Origin of the sequence: Brevibacterium sp. BRM-1 (genome assembly GCF_026802075.1) — a bacterium.
GTDB lineage: Bacteria > Actinomycetota > Actinomycetes > Actinomycetales > Brevibacteriaceae > Brevibacterium > Brevibacterium rongguiense.
Map to the genome: position 1 here is coordinate 2,963,563 of NZ_CP113788.1, position 19,062 is coordinate 2,982,624.

The window sequence follows — 19,062 nt, forward strand, 5'->3', positions numbered from 1 at the left end:
CGTTCCCCGGGGTATTGCCGGCGGTGCGATGATGGGCCCATGGCTGCCGACGACGTTCGCCTCGTGTCCTCCGGCCCCGGCGACGGGGCCGCGGTCCTCGCCCTCGCGCGCGAGTCCTTCGCCCCCTACGTGGAGCGGATGGGCAAGCGCCCGGCGCCCATGGACGTCGACTACGAGCCCCTCGCCGCCGCCGGGCGCATGCTGCTCGCCTGGAGCGGCACCCGCCTCGTGGGCATGCTGCTCACCGCGATGCGCCCCACCGCCCTGTTCCTCGACACGATCGCGGTGGCCCCGGAGATGCAGCGGACCGGGTTGGGTGCGCGCCTCATGTCCGCCGCCGAGGTGCGCGCCAGGTCCGCCGGCCTCGCGCGGATCGAGCTCTACACGAACGCGCTCATGTCGGAGAACCTCGCGTACTACCCGCGGCTGGGCTACGAGGAGGTCGGCCGGCGCGTGGACGAGGGATTCGACCGGGTCTTCTTCGCCAAGCAGCTGGACTGACGAGCAGCTGGACTGACGAGCGGTTGGTCTGCCGAGCGGCTGAACTGAGCGGCCCGAGCGGCCCCGGGCCACGGCCGTTTCCGCCGCCAGCGGAACGCCCGCGCAATCCTGGCACTCGGGTTGACCGAGTGCCAGGCCCGTCATAGTCTTCGATTAGCACCTGAAGTCATTGAGTGCTAAACGCGCTCAGGCGAGCCAGGGCAGTCCGGCACCCGCGACGACGGGCCGCCCACCGGCCGCAGGAGTGAAGTCTTCAGCGAATCCAACGAAGGAGAGTGTCCGAACATGTCGGTTGCCATCAAGCCGCTTGAAGATCGGATTGTCATCCGCCAGCTCGAGGCCGAGCAGACCACTGCTTCCGGTCTCGTCATCCCCGACACCGCCAAGGAGAAGCCCCAGGAGGGCGAGGTCGTCGCCGTGGGCCCCGGCCGCGTGGCCGACAACGGCAACCGCGTGCCGCTCGACGTCTCCGTCGGCGACAAGGTCATCTACTCGAAGTACGGCGGCACCGAGGTCAAGTACGCCGGCGAGGACTACCTCGTCCTCTCGGCGCGCGACGTCCTCGCGGTCATCGGCTGATCATTTCCCCCTGCGATCGAGCCGGCGCGCCGCGCCGGCTCCCCATCTTCGAAAGGAAGTGAATCATGCCGAAGACCCTGAAGTTCGACGATGCCGCGCGCAACTCGCTTGAGCACGGCGTCAATGTCCTCGCCGACACGGTCAAGGTCACGCTGGGCCCCCGCGGCCGCAACGTCGTCCTCGACAAGCAGTGGGGCGCCCCCACGATCACGAACGACGGCGTGACGATCGCCCGCGAGGTCGAACTCGACGACCCGTTCGAGAACCTGGGCGTCCAGCTCGCCAAGGAAGTCGCGACGAAGACCAACGACGTCGCCGGCGACGGCACCACCACCGCCACCGTGCTCGCCCAGGCGCTCGTGCACGAGGGCCTGCGCAACGTGGCCGCGGGCGCGGCTCCCGGCCAGCTCAAGGCCGGCATCGAGAAGGCAGTGGACGCCGTCGAGGAGCGCCTCAAGGCGGACTCGCGCGACGTCGACGGCTCCGCGGAGATCGCGCACGTCGCGGCCCTGTCCGCCCAGTCCCCGGAGATCGGCAAGCTCATCGCCGAGGCCTTCGACAAGGTCGGCAAGGACGGCGTCATCACGATCGACGAGAGCCAGGCCTCCACGGTCGAGCTCGAGTTCACCGAGGGCATGCAGTTCGACAAGGGCTACCTGTCCCCGTACTTCGTCACGGACGCCGACCGCCAGGAAGCGGTGCTCAGCGATCCGTACATCCTCATCAACCAGGGCAAGATCACGAACATCCAGGATCTGCTGCCCGTCCTCGAGAAGGTCCAGCAGGCCGGCAAGCCGCTGTTCATCATCGCCGAGGACATCGAGGGTGAGGCGCTGTCGACGCTGGTCGTCAACAAGATCCGCGGCATCCTCAATGTCGCGGCCGTCAAGGCGCCGGGCTTCGGCGATCGCCGCAAGGCGATCCTCGAGGACCTCGCGGTCCTCACGGGCGGCACGGTCATCACCGCGGACATGGGCATGAAGCTCGACCAGGTCACGCTCGACGACCTGGGCTCCGCGCGCACCGTCACCGTCACGAACGACAACACGACGGTCGTCGACGGCGCCGGTGCCGACGATGCGGTTGCGGGTCGCGTCAAGCAGATCCGCGGCGAGATCGAGCACACGGACTCCGACTGGGATCGCGAGAAGCTCCAGGAGCGCCTCGCGAAGCTCGCCGGCGGCGTGGCCGTCATCAAGGTGGGCGCCGCGACCGAGGTGGAGCTCAAGGAGCGCAAGCACCGCGTCGAGGACGCCGTGTCCGCGACCCGTGCCGCCATCGAGGAGGGCATCGTGCCCGGCGGTGGTTCGGCACTCGTGCACGCCGCGAAGGTCCTCGAGGGTACCGACCTGGGCCTGACCGGCGATGCCGCGACCGGTGTGGGCATCGTGTCCCGCGCCGTCGTCCAGCCGCTGCGCTGGATCGCGGAGAACGCGGGCCAGGACGGCTACGTCGTGGCCTCGAAGGTCGCCGAGCTCGATGCGGGTCAGGGCTACAACGCCGCGACCGGCGAGTACGGCGACCTCGTCAAGGCCGGCGTCATCGACCCGGTCAAGGTCACCCGCTCGGCGCTGCGCAATGCGGCGTCGATCGCGGCGCTCGTCCTCACCACCGAGACCCTCGTGGTCGAGAAGCCGGAAGAGGACGACGACGACAAGTGATCGTCGCAGCGGGCCGGGCGGCCCGGCGCTGATGCGCTGAGCCGGTTCGCCTGCACCGGGCGCACGGTACGGCACGGCTGGACAGCTAGGTACGGCTGAAGAGCACAGTACGGCTGGAGAGCACGGCCGGGCCGCACCCGGGAGGCACCGCAGGGGCGGTTGTCGCGAAGGAGACTTCGCGACAACCGCCCCTGCTGCTGTGTGGGGGTCGTGCCGATGGCACAGCGGGGCTTGGTCGACGGGCGCCGGAGCGATCATCGTCCGGTTTGGGTGTTCTCCCGCTCCTGGTCTATAGTGATGAATCGCTCAGCTCTTCCCGAGTTTTCGTATCACTCTTGACGGAAAGCACACACCCTCATGAAGCTCCCCTCCAAGCTCGCTGCCGGCTCCGCGGTGGCCGCCCTCGTCTTCGGCCTGGCATCCCCGGCCCTGGCGACGAACCTGAAGACGAAGCACGGCAATGAGACCGTCGGCTGCAACGTGGCGTGGGACGCCAGCGCCGTCATGAACACGCAGCTGACGAACAAGACCGAGGGCTACTCGGGCCTGATGGTCGACAGGAACGGCGATCCCGTCAACGGGTTCACCAACGGCGGCTACATCAAGTCGGTATGGCCTACGAATGAGGAGGACGAGCCCCACTACACGAAGGGCGATCCGGGCCTACTCGAGGTCACGCACTTCTACAACGGCGGCTCTGAGGACAATAAGGGCCTGGTAGCCGTGAAGGGTACGCAGCCCAACTGGCGCACCGTGGTGGCAACCGATTACGCCATCAAGAACGCGAAGGTCACCCTGCATGCCCCTGCGGATATGAAGGTGGAAGCATGGTCCTACCTTCCTTCGGACAGGCTCAATGGTGACACGCCATTCGACGTGAATGGTTACCTGCACAAGTGGGGTAAGCCGTACGACTCGTACACCTACCCTTCCACCGCCGAAAAGGTCGCATCGGACGACGGCAACGGCAACGTGACGTTGGACCTGGGAGACCTGAACGCCAAGGACGGGCGTGTGCTTCAGCTGACGGGGCAGATGATTCCGGGTGAGCGGATGGACCAGAACTACGTCGCCAGTGCCACGCTGACCGGTGAGTATGATCCGGAAGCGGGCATCAAGGACTGCCCGACTCCCGCCCCCACCGATACCAGCGACCCGACGCCCAGTGAGTCGGGTGAGCCCACTCCGAGCGAGTCCGGGAACCCGACGCCCAGTGAGTCGGGTGAGCCCACTCCGAGCCAGTCCGGCAACCCGACCCCCAGCGAGTCCGGGACCGCGACGCCGTCCGCCAGCGGTTCGGCGACGGCGACGCCGTTGGAGAGCACCACCTCGGCGCCGGCGCCCGGTTCCGATGCCCCCTCGGACGACGCGCCCCAGCCGGGTGATAACGGCGACGGTGGGGACAACGGCGGGGATGGCGACAACGGCGGGAACCTGCCGCGCACCGGCTCCGACGCGGTCGCCCCGCTCCTGGCCGCGGGCGGCGCACTGCTGCTCGTCGGCGCCGGCGTGCTCCTGGTGGCGCGCCGCCGCCGCAGCTGAGCCGACCCGCAATGCCGGTCCTCCGGGTTCCTCATGCCTGACGGGCGCACGGCGCGCGGCAGGCAGGGGTGAGGTCGACGGGGTCGCAGCCGGATTCTTCCGGCCGCGGCCCCGTTCGCGTGCCTGCCCCGCCCGCAGTGCCGTTCGGCACCGCCCCGCTGCGGCGGGCGGCCGGCCTGCGCCTCGGCAAGCATGGACCTCCGCGCGCCTCGGCGGGCTAGGATCGCGAGCATGACAGCCGGGCCAGCGAGCATGACAACCGGGCAGGGAGCATGACGACCAGGACAGGCGGGGAGGCACAGTGACCGCCATCGTCAGCGCGGCCATCAGCCTGGTGGGCCTGGGCTTCGCGATGGGCTTCAGCCCCACGCTCTACGCCCTCGTGCTGCGCCTCCTCACCCGCTCGGCGCACGCTGCCCGGTCGATCCGCTGGATCACGGTGGGTCTGACCCTGGGCGCGCTGTTCCTCCTGCTCCTCTTCCGCGTCGTCGACCCGGAGACCCTCACGGCGCTGCTGCGTGCGGACACCCACCGCTTCCTCGTCCACCGCAGCGTCGACGCCGCTGCCGCCGCGCTCCTCCTGCTGGGCGGCGCCATCATGCTCGCGCGGCTGCGCCGCCCGCCGCGCGACCCGCACCTGGGCCACCGGGCGCTCTCCAGCGGCCCCGGCCGCCCCGACTCGCAGCACCGGGACCCGGAGCGCCCCGGCCGCATGGTCCTCATCGGCCTGACCGAGTCGATCATCAGCGTGAGCGGACTGGCCACGATGTACGTCACCGGCCGCGTCATCGCCGCGGCCTCCCACCTGCTGGTGGTGCAGGCGGTCCTCGCGGTCGTTTTCTTCGCCGCGCTGGCGGGCCAGTACCTGCTGCTCGCGTGGGCGTGGGGTGCGTTCCCACCGCTCGCGCACGCGATGACGCGGCTCTACGACCGCGTGACCAGGATCGACACGCGGCCCTACGTGGCCGCCGCCCTGCTCCTCGCCGGCTGTGTGTTCGCCGTGATGGCGGTCTTCGGGGCGTAGCGCGCCCGCACGGTGCTCCGGCGCCGGCGCGAACTCCGCCGCGGACGCACCACGCGCCGCTCGGGGCGGCTCGCTAGACTCGACGCTGCACAGCCGGTGCTCGTCCACCGCCGTCCATCCTCACCCACGGAGGCCCCATGCCCGCGTTCGCCGACACCCTCGACACCGCCGTGCGGCAGGCCGTCGCCCAGGAGCTCATCGGCACCGCACAGCCCGTCGTCGGCCTGCTCGACTTGAACGCAGTCGAGGAGCGGATCGCCGCCCTGACCGGCGCCTTCGCGCCCGCCGGGCAGGTGCTGCACACCGTGGCGTGCAAGGCCGTCACCCTGGTGCCGGTGCTGCGCTTCCTGGCGGAGCGGGGACTGGGCTGCGAGGTCGCGAGCCCCGGCGAGTACGCGATGGCGCAGGCCGCGGGCTTCCCCGCCGAGCGCATCGTGCTGGACTCCCCGGCGAAGACCGAGGGCGAGCTGCGCCGCGCGCTGGGCGACGGCGCCTCGCTCAACATCGACTCCTACCAGGAGATGGAGCGCGTCGACGCGCTGCTGGGCGAGCTCGCGGGCGCCAGCGCCGAATCCGCTGCCGGCCCCGCCTCCGTCATCGGCGTGCGGGTCAACCCAGTGGTGGGCGCGGGCTCGATCGGCCAGATGAGCACGGCCACCACGACGACGAAGTTCGGCGTCCCGCTCGTCGACGCAGCCGACCAGGACCGGCTCATCGCAGCGATCCGCGCCCGCCCGCACATCACCCAGCTCCACGTCCACACGGGCTCGCAGGGCATCCCGCTCGAACTCGCGGCCGCGGGGATCCGCCGCGTCGTCGAACTGGCCGATGCGATCAACGATGCTGCCGGTCAGCAGCAGATCGCCCGCATCGACATGGGCGGGGGCCTGAGCGTGAACTTCCTCTCCGACGACATCACCCCCACGTTCGAGGACTACGCCGACGTCCTCAAGCGCGAGGTTCCCGGGCTGCTCGACGGCCGCTACGGCCTCGTCACCGAGTTCGGCCGCGCGCTGCTGGCCAAGGCCGGCACCATCGCCACCCGCATCGAGTACACGAAGACCGTGGGCAGCCGCCGCTTTGCGATCGGCCACGCCGGCGCGCAGACCGCCACCCGCACCGCGTTCGTCCCCGAGCACTGGCCGCTGCGCATCAGCGCCCGCACCGCGGACGGTGCGCCGAGCCCGGCGCCCAGCGCCATCCAGGACCTCGCGGGGCCGTGCTGCTTCACCGGCGACATGATCGGCCGCGACTACGACGTCCCGGAGTTCCAGCCCGGCGACATCGCGCTCATCCACGACGTGGGCGCCTACTACTTCTCCACCCCGTTCGCCTACAACGCGCTGCCGCGCATCCCGGTCTACGCCTACCGGGCCGCCGCCGAGGCGCGGGTCGAGTTCGCGCTGGTCCGCCGCCAGCAGACGGTCGAGGAGCTGCTCGCCGAGGCCGGCGAGGACGTGGTGCTGTGAGGCGCGCCCCTGCCGCCCGCGCGGCCGGGTGCCCGCGGCCCCCGGCCGGATGCACGCGTCGCGTGCGGTTCTGAGCGTGCCCGCCATGCGCAGCCCCCTGCCACCGCGCGAGGGGATCAGCGCGGCGCGGCTGCGCGCTCCCGGTGGGCCGCAGACCCACGCGCACGCCGCGGATCCCGTCCCGGCCACGGTGGACGCCTGGCTGGCAGCGGCGCTGCCGGGTGCCTCGGCGGCGGAGCGCGCGGCTCTGGCCGCCCCGGCCGGCGGCGCGCTCTGCGATGAGGGCGGGCGGCCCGTGGCGCTGTCCGATCCCGTGATTCCCGGCGGGTTCTACTTCTTCCACCGCCCAGTGCCGGCCGAGGCGCGGATCCCGTTTCCCATCCGCACCGTGCACGAGGACCCGGAGCTGCTCGTCATCGACAAGCCCGCATTCCTCGCCTCGACGCCCAATGGGCGGTTTGTGCGCGAGTGCGCGGTCACGCGGCTGCGCGTCGAGCGCAACGAGCCGGACCTCGTGGCGATCCACCGCCTGGACCGCGTGACGTCCGGCCTGCTCGTCCTCTCCCGTCGCCCGGCCACGCGCGGGGCCTACCAGCGGCTGTTCCAGGAGCGCCGCGTGCACAAGTCCTACCGGGCGCTCGTCGTCCTGCCCGCGGGCTGGGATCCCGTTCTGCTGCCCGCCGAGCGCGCCTCGCGGCTGGACAAGGAACCGGGTACGCGGGCCGTGCTCGAGGTGCCCGGCGAGCCCAACGCACTCACCCGGTTCGCGTATGCGGGACCGGGGGAGTGCACGTGCGCGCCCGCGGATGCGAATGCGCATGCGCATGCGCATGCGGATGTGGATACCGGGCGGCTGGGCGTCATCGATCTCGAGCCCGTGACGGGCCGCACTCACCAGCTGCGCGTGCACCTCAACGCGCTGGGGCTGCCCATCCTGGGCGACCCCATCTACCCCGAGGACCTGGCGCCCGATCCCTACGACTTCCGCCGCCGGCTCCACCTGCTGGCCCGCCGGATCGAGTTCGAGGACCCGCTCACCGGCCGGCCGCGGCGCTTCGACTCGCGGCTGGGACTCTGCGGCGATGAGGGAGGAGCTTCGCCGTGGGTGGAGGAATCGTCGCCGCGCGCGTAGGCGTTCTCTCGGGTGCCTGCTCGGTCGTGCAGATGGTTGGGCGGCTTTGCGGGTAGTCGGGCGGTGAAGGGGGTGGTCAACCAGCGGGGCGCTCGGCTCTCGGCGCGACCGGCTTAGCCGATCGCAGGGGCTGATCGCCCCACGGCGCGGTCTGGTCGGCGCACCGCTGACCGGGCACCGCGCGGTGTGGCGAACTGGGCACACGGGCGCGCCCGATGCGGGTGCGCGTCGGGCAAGATGGGAGCCGACGCCCGAGACCCCGAGACCCCGAGCACCACGGAGGCCACCCCATGACCGGCCGCGCGCACGATCCCTCCTCGTATCCGCCCACCGGGGACCCGCACCGCCCCTACCCGCCGCCACCGCCGCGGCCGCCGGGCGAATCCCAGTCCCCCGGGCAGCCCCCACCGGGGCCTCGCGTGCCCCTGCCGCGCCCCGTGGCACCGAGCCCTACCGGGCCGAACCCCGCCGCCCAGAACGCGACGGGACGACCCACCGCAGACCCGGACCCGCGGGGCCTCTACGCGCCCGGGGTGCCGCGCCACAACGGCCGCTACGACCTCTCAGAGCTCGACCGCCAGCGTCGCGAGGGGACCGGCGAGGATGCCGCGGATGTCTCGGCCCTCCACGAGTTCGGGCGCGCCGCGGGCCTCGGCGCCGTTCTCGCAGTCGGCTCGACGCTCCTCGTCTGGCTGGCCGGGCTGGGGCTGCTCAAGGACAACGACATGAAGTCGTTCGACCCGGACTCGATCGGCGTGTTCGGAGCGATCGCCCTGGTGGTGGGCGCGTGGAGCTACGGCTTCATCTTCACGGATCTCACGCGCCCCGACGGGGGCTTCCGGCGCCGCGGCCTGCTGCCGTTGGTCCTGTTCGCCCCGCTGCTGCTGGCGCTCTTCGGCGCGCTGGCCACGCTGGCCTGGCGCTTCCTCTTCGACTTCGAGGCAAACGCGGGCGCCGAGGCGGCACTCGTGCAGAACCAGTGGGGCAGCCTCACCAGTGCCGCCGCGGCGTTCGTCGCCGTGTGGCTGCTGGCCCAGCTGAGCATCCTGGGCACCTACCTGCTCGCCACGCTCGCGCTGGGCGGCTGGGGCCTCGGCGCCGGGTGGGGACTCATCGCGGCCTCGATCGGAGTTGCCGCGTTCGTGCTCATCGTGCCGCTGCGCCGGAGCGCCGCTGCGGTGGGCCCGAGCCTCGCGGGCATGGCCGTGGCGCTCGCGGTGAGCATCGTGGCCACCGCGGTGCTCGTGGCGTGGGGCCAGCGACGCCGGGCGGCCCGGGCGCAGAGCCCGGTCTCCCCGCCCCGTGCGCCGCGGCGCGGGCTCAGTCGAGGCGCTTGAGCCGTTCGGTCAGGCCCAGCTTGACGGTGGGCCACTCCGCGCGGGTGATGGAGAAGACCACGGTGTCGCGCAGCGCCCCGGCGAAGAACTGGTGATTGCGCAGCACCCCGTCCTGCTTTGCGCCCAGCTTGGCGATCGCCCCACGCGACTGGTGGTTGTGCCAGTGGGTGCGGAACTCCACGGCGATGGCGTCGAGGTCTTCGAAGGCGCGGGTGAGCAGCAGTAGCTTGGCCTCCGGGTTGACCCGGGTGCCGCGCACGGCGGGGCTCAGCCAGGTCGAGCCGATCTCGACGTGGCGGTTCGCCGCGTCGATGTTCATGAACGTCGTCATGCCCACCGGCTCGCCGCGATCGAGCACCGTGTACGGCGCCATGCTGCCCGCCCGCTGCAGGCCCAGGCGGCGCTCGATCTCCGCGTCCATTTCACCCGCCGATGGCACCGAGGTGACCCACAGATCGATGCCCTCGCTCGCCCGGCCCAGGCCCTCGGTGTGGGCGGGGGAGAGCTGGGCGAGCGTCACGCGCTCGCCCACGAGGTCCGGCGCGGCTGCGAAGGCCGCCGGATCGCCGGCCCCGGGCCGGGACGAGCCGTCGAATGCGTCGCCGCGGGCGCCCGCCGCGGCCTGGGGATTCGTGTGCGCAGTGTCCGTGGGGTTCGTCTCCATGGGGTTGAGCGTACGGCCGTTTGACCCTCCGCGGGGCGCTCTGCTCGGTTTTGGGCACCCGCGCCGTGCCCGGCGCTGTGCCGCGTGAGCGGCCGAGGCGCGGGCCGGGCCCACCTGTCCCGCGCCTCGGCGGCGGGTCAGGAGCGGCCGGCCCGCGCCTCGGCGGGGTGGTGAACGCGGGGTTGCGAACAGGGACGAGTGGAGCGCTCAGCCGATCATCGACGAGGCCATCCCGGTGAAGTACGGGACGAGCCAGATGGCCCACACGAGGATGGAGAAGCGGTGGAACACGGTCTTCGCGCGGTCCGTGCCGCGGATGACGACGACGAGGGCCCAGACGAAGTGCACGGCCATGAGGAGCAGGGCGAGGGCGCCGGTGATCGCCATGACGGCGCCCAGCACCTCACCGGTGCCGCTGGAGAAGCTCGCCCCGCCGGAGCAGGCGATGCGGCGCATGAATTCGGTGCCGGTGGCATCGCAGGCGAGGCCCAGGCCGAAGGCCACCACGTGCCAGGGCCGCAGGGTGCCCTGCAGGCGCTCGGCCCAGACGCCGAAGGTGTAGAAGACGAGTGCGGACGAGATGAAGACGATCGCTGGTGTGAGCATGCCTCCATGCTCCCGTCGCAGGTGGGGGCCGCGGATCGTGCAGATGGTTGAACCGCGCGTCAACCGTTGGGTTGAGGGCGCCTTGCCGAATGGGCGGCGGCCGGCGGTCCGGTGGGCGGCACGGCGGGCTGCCGACCGCAGACCGGTGGCGGCACGGAGCGCGGCCCGGCACGCGGCACGGCACTCAGCCCGGCACGCGGCACGGCGCGCGGGTGAGTTTGGTCGCATCGGAGCGGGCGGCCGTGTTCCGCGTCCGAGGGCGGGCATACCATGTCAGAAACTTACGCGGGAGGGGACTGACTCGATGGATGGCGAAGGCAAGTCGATGGGCGAAGTGGAGAGCCGGTTCCAGGAGGCGCAGGACCCGTTCGCGCTCACCGGCCTCACGTACGACGATGTGCTGCTCCTGCCCGGCGACACGGACGTCATCCCCTCGGAGGCCTCGACCCGGACCCGGTTGACCCGGGGGATCGACATCAACATCCCCCTCGTCTCCGCGGCGATGGACACGGTGACGGAGTCGCGCATGGCGGTGGCGATGGCGCGGATCGGCGGTCTGGGCATCATCCACCGCAACCTCAGCAAGGAAGACCAGGCCGCGCACGTCGACTACGTCAAGCGCAGCGAGTCCGGCATGATCACGGACCCCGTCACCATCACCCCGGACCGCACGCTCGAGGAGCTCGACGAGGTGTGCGGGCGCTACCGGATCTCCGGCCTGCCGGTCGTCGACGACGCGGGCGTGCTCGTGGGCATCGTGACGAACCGCGATCTGCGCTTCGTCCCGCGCCGCGAGTTCGCCACGCGCACCGTCGCGCAGACCATGAAGCCGATGCCGCTCGTCACCGCGCCGGTGGGCGTCGATCCGGAGCGCGCCTACGAGCTGCTCGCCGAGCACAAGGTGGAGAAGCTGCCGCTCGTCGACGAGGAGGGCCGCCTGCGCGGGCTCATCACCGTCAAGGACTTCGTCAAGAGCGAGGAGTACCCGCTGGCCACGAAGGACGACGAGGGCCGCCTGCGCGTGGGTGCCGCCGTCGGCTTCTTCGGGGACGCCTACGAGCGCGCAGAGCTGCTGGCGGATGCCGGGGCCGACGTGCTCGTGGTCGACACCGCCAACGGCCACGCCCGCGGCGTCACGGACATGATCCGCAGGCTCAAGGCGGACAGCGTCTTCGGCAATGTGCAGATCATCGGCGGCAACGTCGCCACCAGCGAGGGCGCGCAGGCGCTCATCGACGCCGGCGTCGACGCCATCAAGGTGGGCGTGGGGCCCGGCTCCATCTGCACGACCCGCGTGGTGGCCGGCGTGGGTGTGCCGCAGGTGACGGCCGTGCGGCTGGCCGCGCTGGCCGCGGAGAAGGCCGACATCCCGGTCATCGCCGATGGCGGCCTCCAGTACTCGGGCGACATTGGCAAGGCGCTCGTGGCGGGGGCGAACTCCGTCATGGTCGGCTCGCTGTTCGCCGGCACCAAGGAGAGCCCCGGCGACCTCATCCTCATCAACGGCAAGCAGTACAAGGCCTACCGCGGCATGGGATCGTTGGGCGCCATGGCCCCGCGCAAGGGCAAGTCGTACTCGAAGGACCGCTACTTCCAGGACGATGTCGCCAGCGACACGGACCTCATCCCGGAGGGCGTCGAGGGCCGCGTTGCCTACCGCGGCGAGTTGCGCAACGTCGCCTACCAGCTCACCGGCGGCCTGCGGCAGACCATGTTCTACGTGGGCGCGCGCACGATCGACGAGCTCAAGGCCAAGGGTCGCTTCGTGCGCCTGACGACCGCGGGTCTCAAGGAGAGCCACCCGCACGACATCCAGATGACCGTGGAGGCGCCCAACTACACCTCGCGGTGACCGGGCCGGCCGCGCGAGCGGGCCGTCGGTTTGCGGCCGCTCGGGCGGGCGGTTGACGGCCAGCGGTCGACTGGGCCAAGTGGCGGGAGGACGGCCGAGCCTGCGGGCAGGAGGACCACCCGCGGCCGGGGGCAACGATCAGTGCGCCGAGGGCTTCCGGGCGGTTGGGAGTTGTTCGCGCGTCACCGGTTGCTGACGTCAGTGCGTCGAGGCTGCGCGACAGTCGGCGTGCCCTTGTGCCCCACCTCCGGCATGCCCTTGTACCCCGCCTCGGGGCGAGGCGGGTGTGCTCGAGGGGTGCACCGACGGCAGGCGGGTGCCTGCCCTCTTCCCCGAGCGGCACCGATGTGTTTGAGACTGCGGCAGCGGTGACCGATTCACCGGCGCACCGTTGTGACAACGTCGCGGTGCTGCCCGCGTCGCTGTGAATTGTACTGGCGGCTTGATGCCTTTTGTTGTCCACAGGCCTTGTTCTTCAGCTTATATTCGATTAATATTCGAATATAAGCGGCGAAGCCAGAGCTTCTTCACTGCGCGGCATCGGAGCCGTGGGAAGTGCGTCGGCAGATCGGTTTCGCGGTCGCGGCATTCCGCAACGGGGCGGGCTGCACGGAGGCGGGGGTGAGTGGGATGGATGCCCAGGAGCTGCTCGCGGTGGAGCGGGAATCCGACGTCCGCGAACTCCATCGGGCTCGTGTCCTCACTGACTGGCTCGTGGCGGCCTACCATCAGCACTTCGCGCCGGTCGGTTCGCAGGAGGCCGAGGTTCCAGCCGACTACATGGACCTCCTCGTGCTCCTGCCCGACCTGGTGTGGATTGCCCTCGCCAAGCACCTGGACGTCTCGCTGATCCGGGCGCGCACGCGAGCGAAGAACGCACTGGCCGTCACCGCTTCACTGCCGCAGCTGCGCGAGTCGGTGGTCGCGGGTGCGGTGCGATTCGGGCGCCTTGACTACGCCGCAGGCCGAGCCAGTCGTATGCCCTGGCTGCTGCGGGAGACGTTCGACGACCTCGTCACCGAACTCGATGGGTCCTGGGAATGGAAGCGGTGGAAGAAGGCCGTGGATGACATCTACGACTCGCTCATGCCTCCCAAGGACCGCGCCGAGGCGGCCCACCGTGAGCGCCGCGTCGCCTTCTGGAACAACGGGGACGGGACCGCGAGTCTGCAGTTCGTCGGACCGGTGGCCACCGTTTCGGCGGCCCACTGCCGCCTGAGCGCATGGGCGCGGGGCATCCGGTTGGGCCAGAAGGGCGATTTCGCCGTGGGACTCGAGCCCGGGGCCGTGATCGATGATCGGCGCACGCTCGACCAGCTGTGCTTCGACATCGGTGTGCTCGGCATCCCCGAGATCCCGGTGGGCATGCGGCGCGCAGACGGGACGCACGGCACCTTCTCACTGACACTGCCCACGGACTCCGCCTGGCTGCGCGCCCAGGCCGGGGTCAACGTCACCATCCCGCTGCTCAGCCTCATGGGCTGCTCGCAGCTCCCGGGCCGACTCGATGACGCCTCACCGCTCAGCGCGGCCGATGCCAGGCGGATTGCCGCACACTCGCCATCGCTGCGGCGTCTGGTGACTGACCCGGTCACCGGGACCGTGCTCGAAGCAGTCGCCCAGACCTACGCGATCCCCGCCTCGCTGCGCACGACGCTGACGGCTCGCTGGCAGTGGTGCACGGTCCCGGGCTGCACCCGCAAGGCCGTAGCCTGCGATATCGACCACATCATTCCCTTCAACAAGGGCGCTCCGGCCTCGGGTGGAACGACCGTTTTCGACAATCTTCACCCGCTGTGCCGACACCATCACAATCTCAAGACGAACGGTGTGCTCGCTGTCGAGCGAGTCTCCCCCAGGACTGGACGGGGTGAGACGGGTCCGGTGGCACGCTGGCGGAGCGTCGATGAGGGAGCCCTGCGGTGGACGTTCCCAGCTGCACTCGGAGGGGCGGTGGGTCCACCCGGGTCCCGCATCGAAACCGAGCATGCCCGCGAACTCGCCGAACTGCAGGAGCTTATTGACGGTTCCGTGATGCCCGCGAGCGCCTTCGCCGGGATCGGTGACGACGAGGAAGAGCCGGTGGGAACCGTGCGAACGGCACCGGGACCGGGGCAGCCCACCACGAGCAAACCGCCCGCGGGGCCGGGAGCCCGGAGCGCAGACAAGGGGGAGCACGGGGTGGAGGTGCGGAGCGGGAAGGAACTGCGGAACGGACCCGAGCTGTGGAACGGGGTGGAGCTGCAGAATTCGAGCGAGCTTCGCTCGGAACCGGAAGCGTGCTCGAAGGACGAGCGGGGTGAACGGCCGGGCCTGCGGCGCATGGGCGAGAGCCCCGCGGAACCCGACATTCCGAAGACGCTCGAGCGGGCCGAACGACCGGGGACCAGCAGCTCGGGTGAGAGCCACCCGGAAACGGTGCCCGGACCGGAACCAGAACCTGAACCAGAACCTGAACTGTGGTCGAAGAGTAGGCGTGACGCACGACCGGACTGCCAGGACGAGGTCGAACAGCCCACTGGACCGAGCGAGCGATATGCGGGCGGGTGCCACCCAGGACGAGAAGCACCGATGAAGCAGGACCTGCCGGTGGATCCATGGGGCCGACCGCGTTCACCGTTTTCCGATCCCGACCCGCCACCGTTCTGATCGCCAGGTACGGTCTGATCGGCAGCTACGGTCTGATCGGCAGCTACGGTCTGAATGGCTGCTACGGCGCGGGTGTCCACGATTGACCGACTTGCCTCATCTTCTTGACCGGCCCGCCACGCCTCCGTAGCGCCCCCTCCAAATCTGATCCGATGGGTGACCGTTCAATCCCCAGCCGCAGCAACCCTCCCCAAAGCCCCCCATGGCTGTGCAGTCCGCGACCAAGCAGACCGCGCAGTTCAGCCCATGAACCTTCACCCCATGAACCGGGGCGCCGCGAAATGCGCTGGTAGTGTGGCTGTCGTTGACATGGGGTGCTTGCCGCCCCGCTCGGCGGTACTCGTGCGAATCCATCGCAGTGAGCTCGGCGGGCGGTCGGTCGCCAGGCTGAGAACACACCCATCGAACCTGACATGGCTAACACCAGCGAAGGGATCGTCACCGTGAGCACGGCTTCCAATGCTTCCACCGCTCCCGGCCCCGGCCAGCACACCGCTGCCGCGGCCCAGCGCGCGTCAGCTGGCTCTGATGCCGGTACCAGCACTGCCACCGGTACCAGCACTGCCACCGGTACCAGCACTGCCACCGGCGCCGGCACCGCGGACACCCTCGGCATCGCCGACCGTGCCCGTGCCGTCCGCGAGGGCGGCCCACTCGTCCAGTGCATCACGAACACCGTCGTCCAGCAGTTCGCCGCCAATGCGCTGCTGGCGGTGGGCGCAGCCCCAGCGATGCTCGACCACGAGGCCGATGCCGCGGACTTCGCCCACGTCGCCTCGGCGCTCAACGTCAACCTGGGCACGGCGACCTCGCATCAGCTACTCGCGGCCGACCAGGCCATCGGGGTCATGGCCGAGGAGGACAAGCCCTGGGTGCTCGATCCCGTGAGCGTGGGCGCCTCGGCCTACCGAACGAGCCGCATCCGCGCACTCACCGCGCAACGGCCCACGGCCGTGCGCGGCAACGCCTCCGAGATCGCGCTCCTCGCGGGTGCCGGTGCAGGAGGACGCGGGGTCGACTCCACGGACTCCGTCGATGCTGTCGTGGGCGCTGCCGCACGGCTGGCGCGCGACACCGGTGGGATCGTCGCCGTGTCCGGCGAGCGCGATGCCATTGTCGCAGCTCAGGGCGATCGCGCGGTCATCGCCCGCGTCTCCGGGGGCAGCTCGCTCATGCCGCTCGTCATCGGCACCGGCTGCTCACTGGGAGCGGTCCTCGCCGCCTACCTGGCAGCATCCCGGGCCGACGAGGCCAACACCCGCGCGACCGGGTCCGATGCCGGCTCCGTCGCCCCCGAGGAACGGCTGCACAACGACTTCACCGCAGCCATCGCGGCCCACGCCCACTTCGCGGCGGCCGGGCACCGCGCTGCGCTCGCCGCCGCCGGGCCCGGGACCTTCGCCCCCGCCTTCCTCGATGCGCTGTTCCTCCTCGACGCAGAGGAGCTCGGGGCCGTTCGGATTGAGCTCGCCACCGCTACGTTCGAGGAGCTTCGCGCATGACCGATCCAGCCGCAGCGCCCGCACCCCCCGGCGCCCCGCGGCTGTTGGGCCTCGACACGGCGCTCTACCTCGTGACCGATTCGGCGATGTGCCGGGCAGCCGGGCGCAGCGTCGCGCAGACCGTCGCCCTCGCCGTCGAGGGCGGGGCGGGCCTCGTCCAGGTGCGCGACAAGCACGCCGGCGAGGCCGAGTTCGACGAGCTCGCCCGCTCCGTCGTCGCGGCGGTCGAGCAGACGCGGGACAGGCTCGGCATCGACCACGAGATCCCGGTCTTCCTCGATGACAGGGTGGCCTCGGCGCGGCGGCTGCTCGACGAGGGCCTGCGCGTCCACGTCCACGTCGGCCAGGACGACGAGCCCGTCGAGCGCGTGAGCGCGGCCATCGGCCCCGAGCCGCTGCTCGGGCTCTCGGCCTCGAACGAGCAGGAATTCGCCGCGGGCGAGGCGGCCGGGGGAGTCGACCTGTTCGGCGTGGGCCCCGTGTGGGCCACCCAGACCAAGGACGTCGCCCGCGCCGCCCTGGGCCCCGAGCGCATCCGCGAGCTCGCCGCCGCCGCACGGCTGCCGATCGTCGCGATCGGCGGCATCGGCGCCGACAACGCGGCCGAACTCGCGGGCAGCGGGGCGATCGGCGTGTGCGTCGTCTCCGCGATCTGCGCGGCACCCGATCCGCGCGCCGCCGCCCAGCGCATCCGCGCGGCCTTCGCCGAAACCCCGCACCTGGACGACCCCGCGCACCTGGACGAACCCTCTGACCCGCCCGCTCCTCACCCCGCTGGAGGCACCCCATGATGCGACCGCCCACGGCCCTCACAATCGCCGGCACGGATCCCTCCGGGGGCGCCGGCGCCCAGGCCGACCTCAAGGCCTTCACCGCGCTCGGCGTCTACGGCACCTCGGTGCTCACGGCGCTCGTCGCGCAGAACACCCACGGCGTCTCCCGGGTCTACGACATCGACACCGACTTCGTCGCCGATCAGTTCGACGCCGTGCTCGACGACATGGCCCTCGACGCCTCGAAGACCGGTATGCTCGCCTCGGCCGCGCTCGTCGAGCTCACCGCCGCACGCGCCGAGCGCCTGGGCTTCCTCGTCGTCGACACCGTCATGGTCGCCACCTCCGGCCACCGCCTCCTGGCCGAGGAGGCCGTCGAGGCGATGCGCCACGCGCTCCTGCCCGTCGCCGGCCTCATCACCCCCAACCTGCCGGAGGCCGCACTGCTCCTGGGCGACGACGTCGAGGCCGCCCGCACCGCCGCTGAGATGGAGGACCAGGCGCGCGCGCTCCTGGCCCGCGGCCCGGCCGCGGTGCTGCTCAAGGGCGGCCACGGCGTCGAGGCGCGGGTCGCCGACGTGCTCGCCCTCAGCCCCCGCCTGGCCGGCGGCGCGGAGCCAGCCCTCGTGCGCTTCGACCACCCGCGCATCGACACCCCGCACACCCACGGCACGGGCTGCACGCTCTCCGCCGCCATCACCGCGCAGATGGCCCGCCGCCTGCTGCCCGGGGACGCCGGAGGCCCCGGCGCCGGCGCCGCGGAGGCGCTCGAGCCGGCTGTCCGCGAGGGGCTGGACTTCCTCGCGCGGGCACTGGCCTCGGGTGCCCGCTGGAGCCTGCCGCTGGACCCCGAGGGGGCCCACGGACCCGTCGACCACACGGTCGACATCGCCGCGCAGGCCCCGATCGAACCCGCGCGTGCCCCCGTCGAACCCGCACAAGTCCCCAACGAAGCGGTGCAAGCCCCCGTCGAAGGAGCCTCCCGATGATCGACCGCAACCACTACGCCGCGGGCGAGCACACCGCCGCGCTCTTCGCCTCCGTCGGCGCCCAGCTCGACGAGATCGAGGCGCTGCCGTTCCTCGCCGAGCTCGCCTCCGGCACGTTGGACCGCCTCCCGTTCGCCCACTACCTGCTCCAGGACGAGCTCTATCTGGACGGCTACGCCCGCGCCATGTCGCTGCTGGCCGCCCGCGCCCCCCACCGCGAGGACACCCGCTTCTGGGCGCTCGCAGCGGGCGAGGCGATCGCGGTGGAGACGCAGATGCACGAGGCGATGCTCACCGACGAGTCGTTCGCCGACGCCCGGGGCCAGCTGCGCGAGCACGGCCACCTCGATGCGGACGGCGGCCCGATCGCCTCGCCCACGACGCTGGGCTACACGTCGTTCCTCATCGCCACCTGCGCCACCGCCCCCTACGCGGTGGGCGCCGCCGCCGTCCTGCCCTGTTTCTGGATCTACGCCCACGTGGGCAAGGTGCTCAACGAGCGCGCCGCGGCCGGCCTCTCCGCCAACCCCTTCCGGGTGTGGATCGAGACCTATGACAGCGCGGAGTTCGACGAGTCCGTGCGCACAGCGACCCAGCTGGTCGAGCGCGAGCTGGCGGGTGCCTCGGCGGGGGAGCGGGCCGCGATGCACACCGCCTTCGGGCGGGCCGCGGTCTACGAGCTGCACTTCTGGGCCTCCGCCCACGCCCTGCAGGACTGGAGCGCGGACCGGTTCGTCTGACCGCGCCGGCCGAGGTGCCCAAGCCGGCCGCCGTATCAACCC

Annotated in this window: 16 protein-coding genes; 14 read left to right on the forward strand and 2 right to left on the reverse strand. The window is 71.4% G+C overall.

Annotation, left to right across the window (positions count from 1 at the left end):
* Window positions 1-39: 39 nt before the first annotated feature.
* The 8 genes from BRM1_RS13010 (at window position 40) to BRM1_RS13045 (ending at window position 9,245) form a co-directional block, all read left to right on the forward strand.
* Window positions 40-501, forward strand: a complete 462-nt coding sequence (locus BRM1_RS13010) for a GNAT family N-acetyltransferase (RefSeq protein WP_268526474.1) — start codon at window positions 40-42, stop codon at window positions 499-501.
* Window positions 502-786: 285 nt separating this feature from the next.
* On the forward strand, window positions 787-1,080 hold the full coding sequence (groES, locus tag BRM1_RS13015; RefSeq protein ID WP_160953253.1) for a co-chaperone GroES: 294 nt from the start codon (window positions 787-789) through the stop codon (window positions 1,078-1,080).
* A gap of 65 nt (window positions 1,081-1,145) precedes the next feature.
* A complete protein-coding gene (gene groL / locus BRM1_RS13020; RefSeq protein ID WP_268526480.1) occupies window positions 1,146-2,741 on the forward strand; it encodes a chaperonin GroEL in 1,596 nt (531 codons plus the stop codon).
* Between the two features lie 357 nt (window positions 2,742-3,098).
* Window positions 3,099-4,283: an LPXTG cell wall anchor domain-containing protein gene (locus tag BRM1_RS13025; protein WP_268526481.1), complete on the forward strand. Its 1,185-nt coding sequence runs from the start codon at window positions 3,099-3,101 to the stop codon at window positions 4,281-4,283.
* A gap of 301 nt (window positions 4,284-4,584) precedes the next feature.
* Entirely contained in the window at window positions 4,585-5,307 is a 723-nt protein-coding gene (locus tag BRM1_RS13030; RefSeq protein WP_268526483.1) for a hypothetical protein, read from the forward strand.
* Window positions 5,308-5,444: 137 nt separating this feature from the next.
* Complete coding sequence (locus BRM1_RS13035) at window positions 5,445-6,776, forward strand: diaminopimelate decarboxylase (RefSeq protein WP_268526485.1); 1,332 nt, start codon at window positions 5,445-5,447, stop codon at window positions 6,774-6,776.
* 85 nt (window positions 6,777-6,861) lie between these two features.
* Entirely contained in the window at window positions 6,862-7,908 is a 1,047-nt protein-coding gene (locus BRM1_RS13040; protein WP_268526487.1) for a pseudouridine synthase, read from the forward strand.
* A 437-nt stretch (window positions 7,909-8,345) separates the two neighbouring features.
* The gene (locus BRM1_RS13045; RefSeq protein ID WP_268526489.1) at window positions 8,346-9,245 is read left to right on the forward strand and encodes a hypothetical protein; all 900 of its coding nucleotides are present in this window, start codon (window positions 8,346-8,348) and stop codon (window positions 9,243-9,245) included.
* Here BRM1_RS13045 and BRM1_RS13050 read toward each other — a convergent pair.
* Together BRM1_RS13050 and BRM1_RS13055 are read right to left on the reverse strand one after the other, a co-directional pair.
* Window positions 9,229-9,909, reverse strand: coding sequence for a GNAT family N-acetyltransferase (locus tag BRM1_RS13050; protein WP_268526491.1), 681 nt, complete (start codon window positions 9,907-9,909; stop codon window positions 9,229-9,231). The two genes, BRM1_RS13045 and BRM1_RS13050, sit on opposite strands and share 17 nt — an antisense overlap.
* 207 nt (window positions 9,910-10,116) lie before the next feature.
* Window positions 10,117-10,515, reverse strand: coding sequence for an HsmA family protein (locus BRM1_RS13055; RefSeq protein ID WP_268526493.1), 399 nt, complete (start codon window positions 10,513-10,515; stop codon window positions 10,117-10,119).
* Window positions 10,516-10,819: 304 nt separating this feature from the next.
* Between BRM1_RS13055 and guaB the strand changes: the two genes are divergently transcribed.
* From guaB to BRM1_RS13085, 6 genes are all read left to right on the forward strand, one after another.
* Window positions 10,820-12,367: an IMP dehydrogenase gene (gene guaB / locus BRM1_RS13060; protein ID WP_442864328.1), complete on the forward strand. Its 1,548-nt coding sequence runs from the start codon at window positions 10,820-10,822 to the stop codon at window positions 12,365-12,367.
* A 630-nt stretch (window positions 12,368-12,997) separates the two neighbouring features.
* Window positions 12,998-15,016: an HNH endonuclease signature motif containing protein gene (locus tag BRM1_RS13065; RefSeq protein WP_268529868.1), complete on the forward strand. Its 2,019-nt coding sequence runs from the start codon at window positions 12,998-13,000 to the stop codon at window positions 15,014-15,016.
* A 413-nt stretch (window positions 15,017-15,429) separates the two neighbouring features.
* The gene (locus BRM1_RS13070; RefSeq protein ID WP_268526495.1) at window positions 15,430-16,518 is read left to right on the forward strand and encodes a hydroxyethylthiazole kinase; all 1,089 of its coding nucleotides are present in this window, start codon (window positions 15,430-15,432) and stop codon (window positions 16,516-16,518) included.
* Window positions 16,515-17,309, forward strand: coding sequence for a thiamine phosphate synthase (gene thiE, locus BRM1_RS13075; RefSeq protein ID WP_268526497.1), 795 nt, complete (start codon window positions 16,515-16,517; stop codon window positions 17,307-17,309). Before BRM1_RS13070 ends, thiE begins: the two co-directional genes overlap by 4 nt.
* Complete coding sequence (gene thiD / locus BRM1_RS13080) at window positions 17,306-18,280, forward strand: bifunctional hydroxymethylpyrimidine kinase/phosphomethylpyrimidine kinase (protein WP_268526499.1); 975 nt, start codon at window positions 17,306-17,308, stop codon at window positions 18,278-18,280. The genes thiE and thiD overlap by 4 nt, the downstream gene beginning before the upstream one ends.
* Window positions 18,277-19,020, forward strand: a complete 744-nt coding sequence (locus BRM1_RS13085; protein WP_268526502.1) for a TenA family protein — start codon at window positions 18,277-18,279, stop codon at window positions 19,018-19,020. Before thiD ends, BRM1_RS13085 begins: the two co-directional genes overlap by 4 nt.
* Window positions 19,021-19,062: the final 42 nt, after the last annotated feature.

What these genes read in the sequence shown, in the direction of transcription:
- BRM1_RS13010 (WP_268526474.1), top strand. Translation starts at nt 40, where the DNA reads ATGGCTGCCGACGACGTTCGCCTCGTGTCCTCCGGCCCCGGCGACGGG.
- groES (WP_160953253.1), top strand. Translation starts at nt 787, where the DNA reads ATGTCGGTTGCCATCAAGCCGCTTGAAGATCGGATTGTCATCCGCCAG.
- groL (WP_268526480.1), top strand. Translation starts at nt 1,146, where the DNA reads ATGCCGAAGACCCTGAAGTTCGACGATGCCGCGCGCAACTCGCTTGAG.
- BRM1_RS13025 (WP_268526481.1), top strand. Translation starts at nt 3,099, where the DNA reads ATGAAGCTCCCCTCCAAGCTCGCTGCCGGCTCCGCGGTGGCCGCCCTC.
- BRM1_RS13035 (WP_268526485.1), top strand. Translation starts at nt 5,445, where the DNA reads ATGCCCGCGTTCGCCGACACCCTCGACACCGCCGTGCGGCAGGCCGTC.
- BRM1_RS13040 (WP_268526487.1), top strand. Translation starts at nt 6,862, where the DNA reads ATGCGCAGCCCCCTGCCACCGCGCGAGGGGATCAGCGCGGCGCGGCTG.
- BRM1_RS13050 (WP_268526491.1), bottom strand. Translation starts at nt 9,909, where the DNA reads ATGGAGACGAACCCCACGGACACTGCGCACACGAATCCCCAGGCCGCG.
- BRM1_RS13055 (WP_268526493.1), bottom strand. Translation starts at nt 10,515, where the DNA reads ATGCTCACACCAGCGATCGTCTTCATCTCGTCCGCACTCGTCTTCTAC.
- guaB (WP_442864328.1), top strand. Translation starts at nt 10,820, where the DNA reads ATGGATGGCGAAGGCAAGTCGATGGGCGAAGTGGAGAGCCGGTTCCAG.
- BRM1_RS13065 (WP_268529868.1), top strand. Translation starts at nt 12,998, where the DNA reads ATGGATGCCCAGGAGCTGCTCGCGGTGGAGCGGGAATCCGACGTCCGC.
- BRM1_RS13070 (WP_268526495.1), top strand. Translation starts at nt 15,430, where the DNA reads ATGGCTAACACCAGCGAAGGGATCGTCACCGTGAGCACGGCTTCCAAT.
- thiE (WP_268526497.1), top strand. Translation starts at nt 16,515, where the DNA reads ATGACCGATCCAGCCGCAGCGCCCGCACCCCCCGGCGCCCCGCGGCTG.
- thiD (WP_268526499.1), top strand. Translation starts at nt 17,306, where the DNA reads ATGATGCGACCGCCCACGGCCCTCACAATCGCCGGCACGGATCCCTCC.
- BRM1_RS13085 (WP_268526502.1), top strand. Translation starts at nt 18,277, where the DNA reads ATGATCGACCGCAACCACTACGCCGCGGGCGAGCACACCGCCGCGCTC.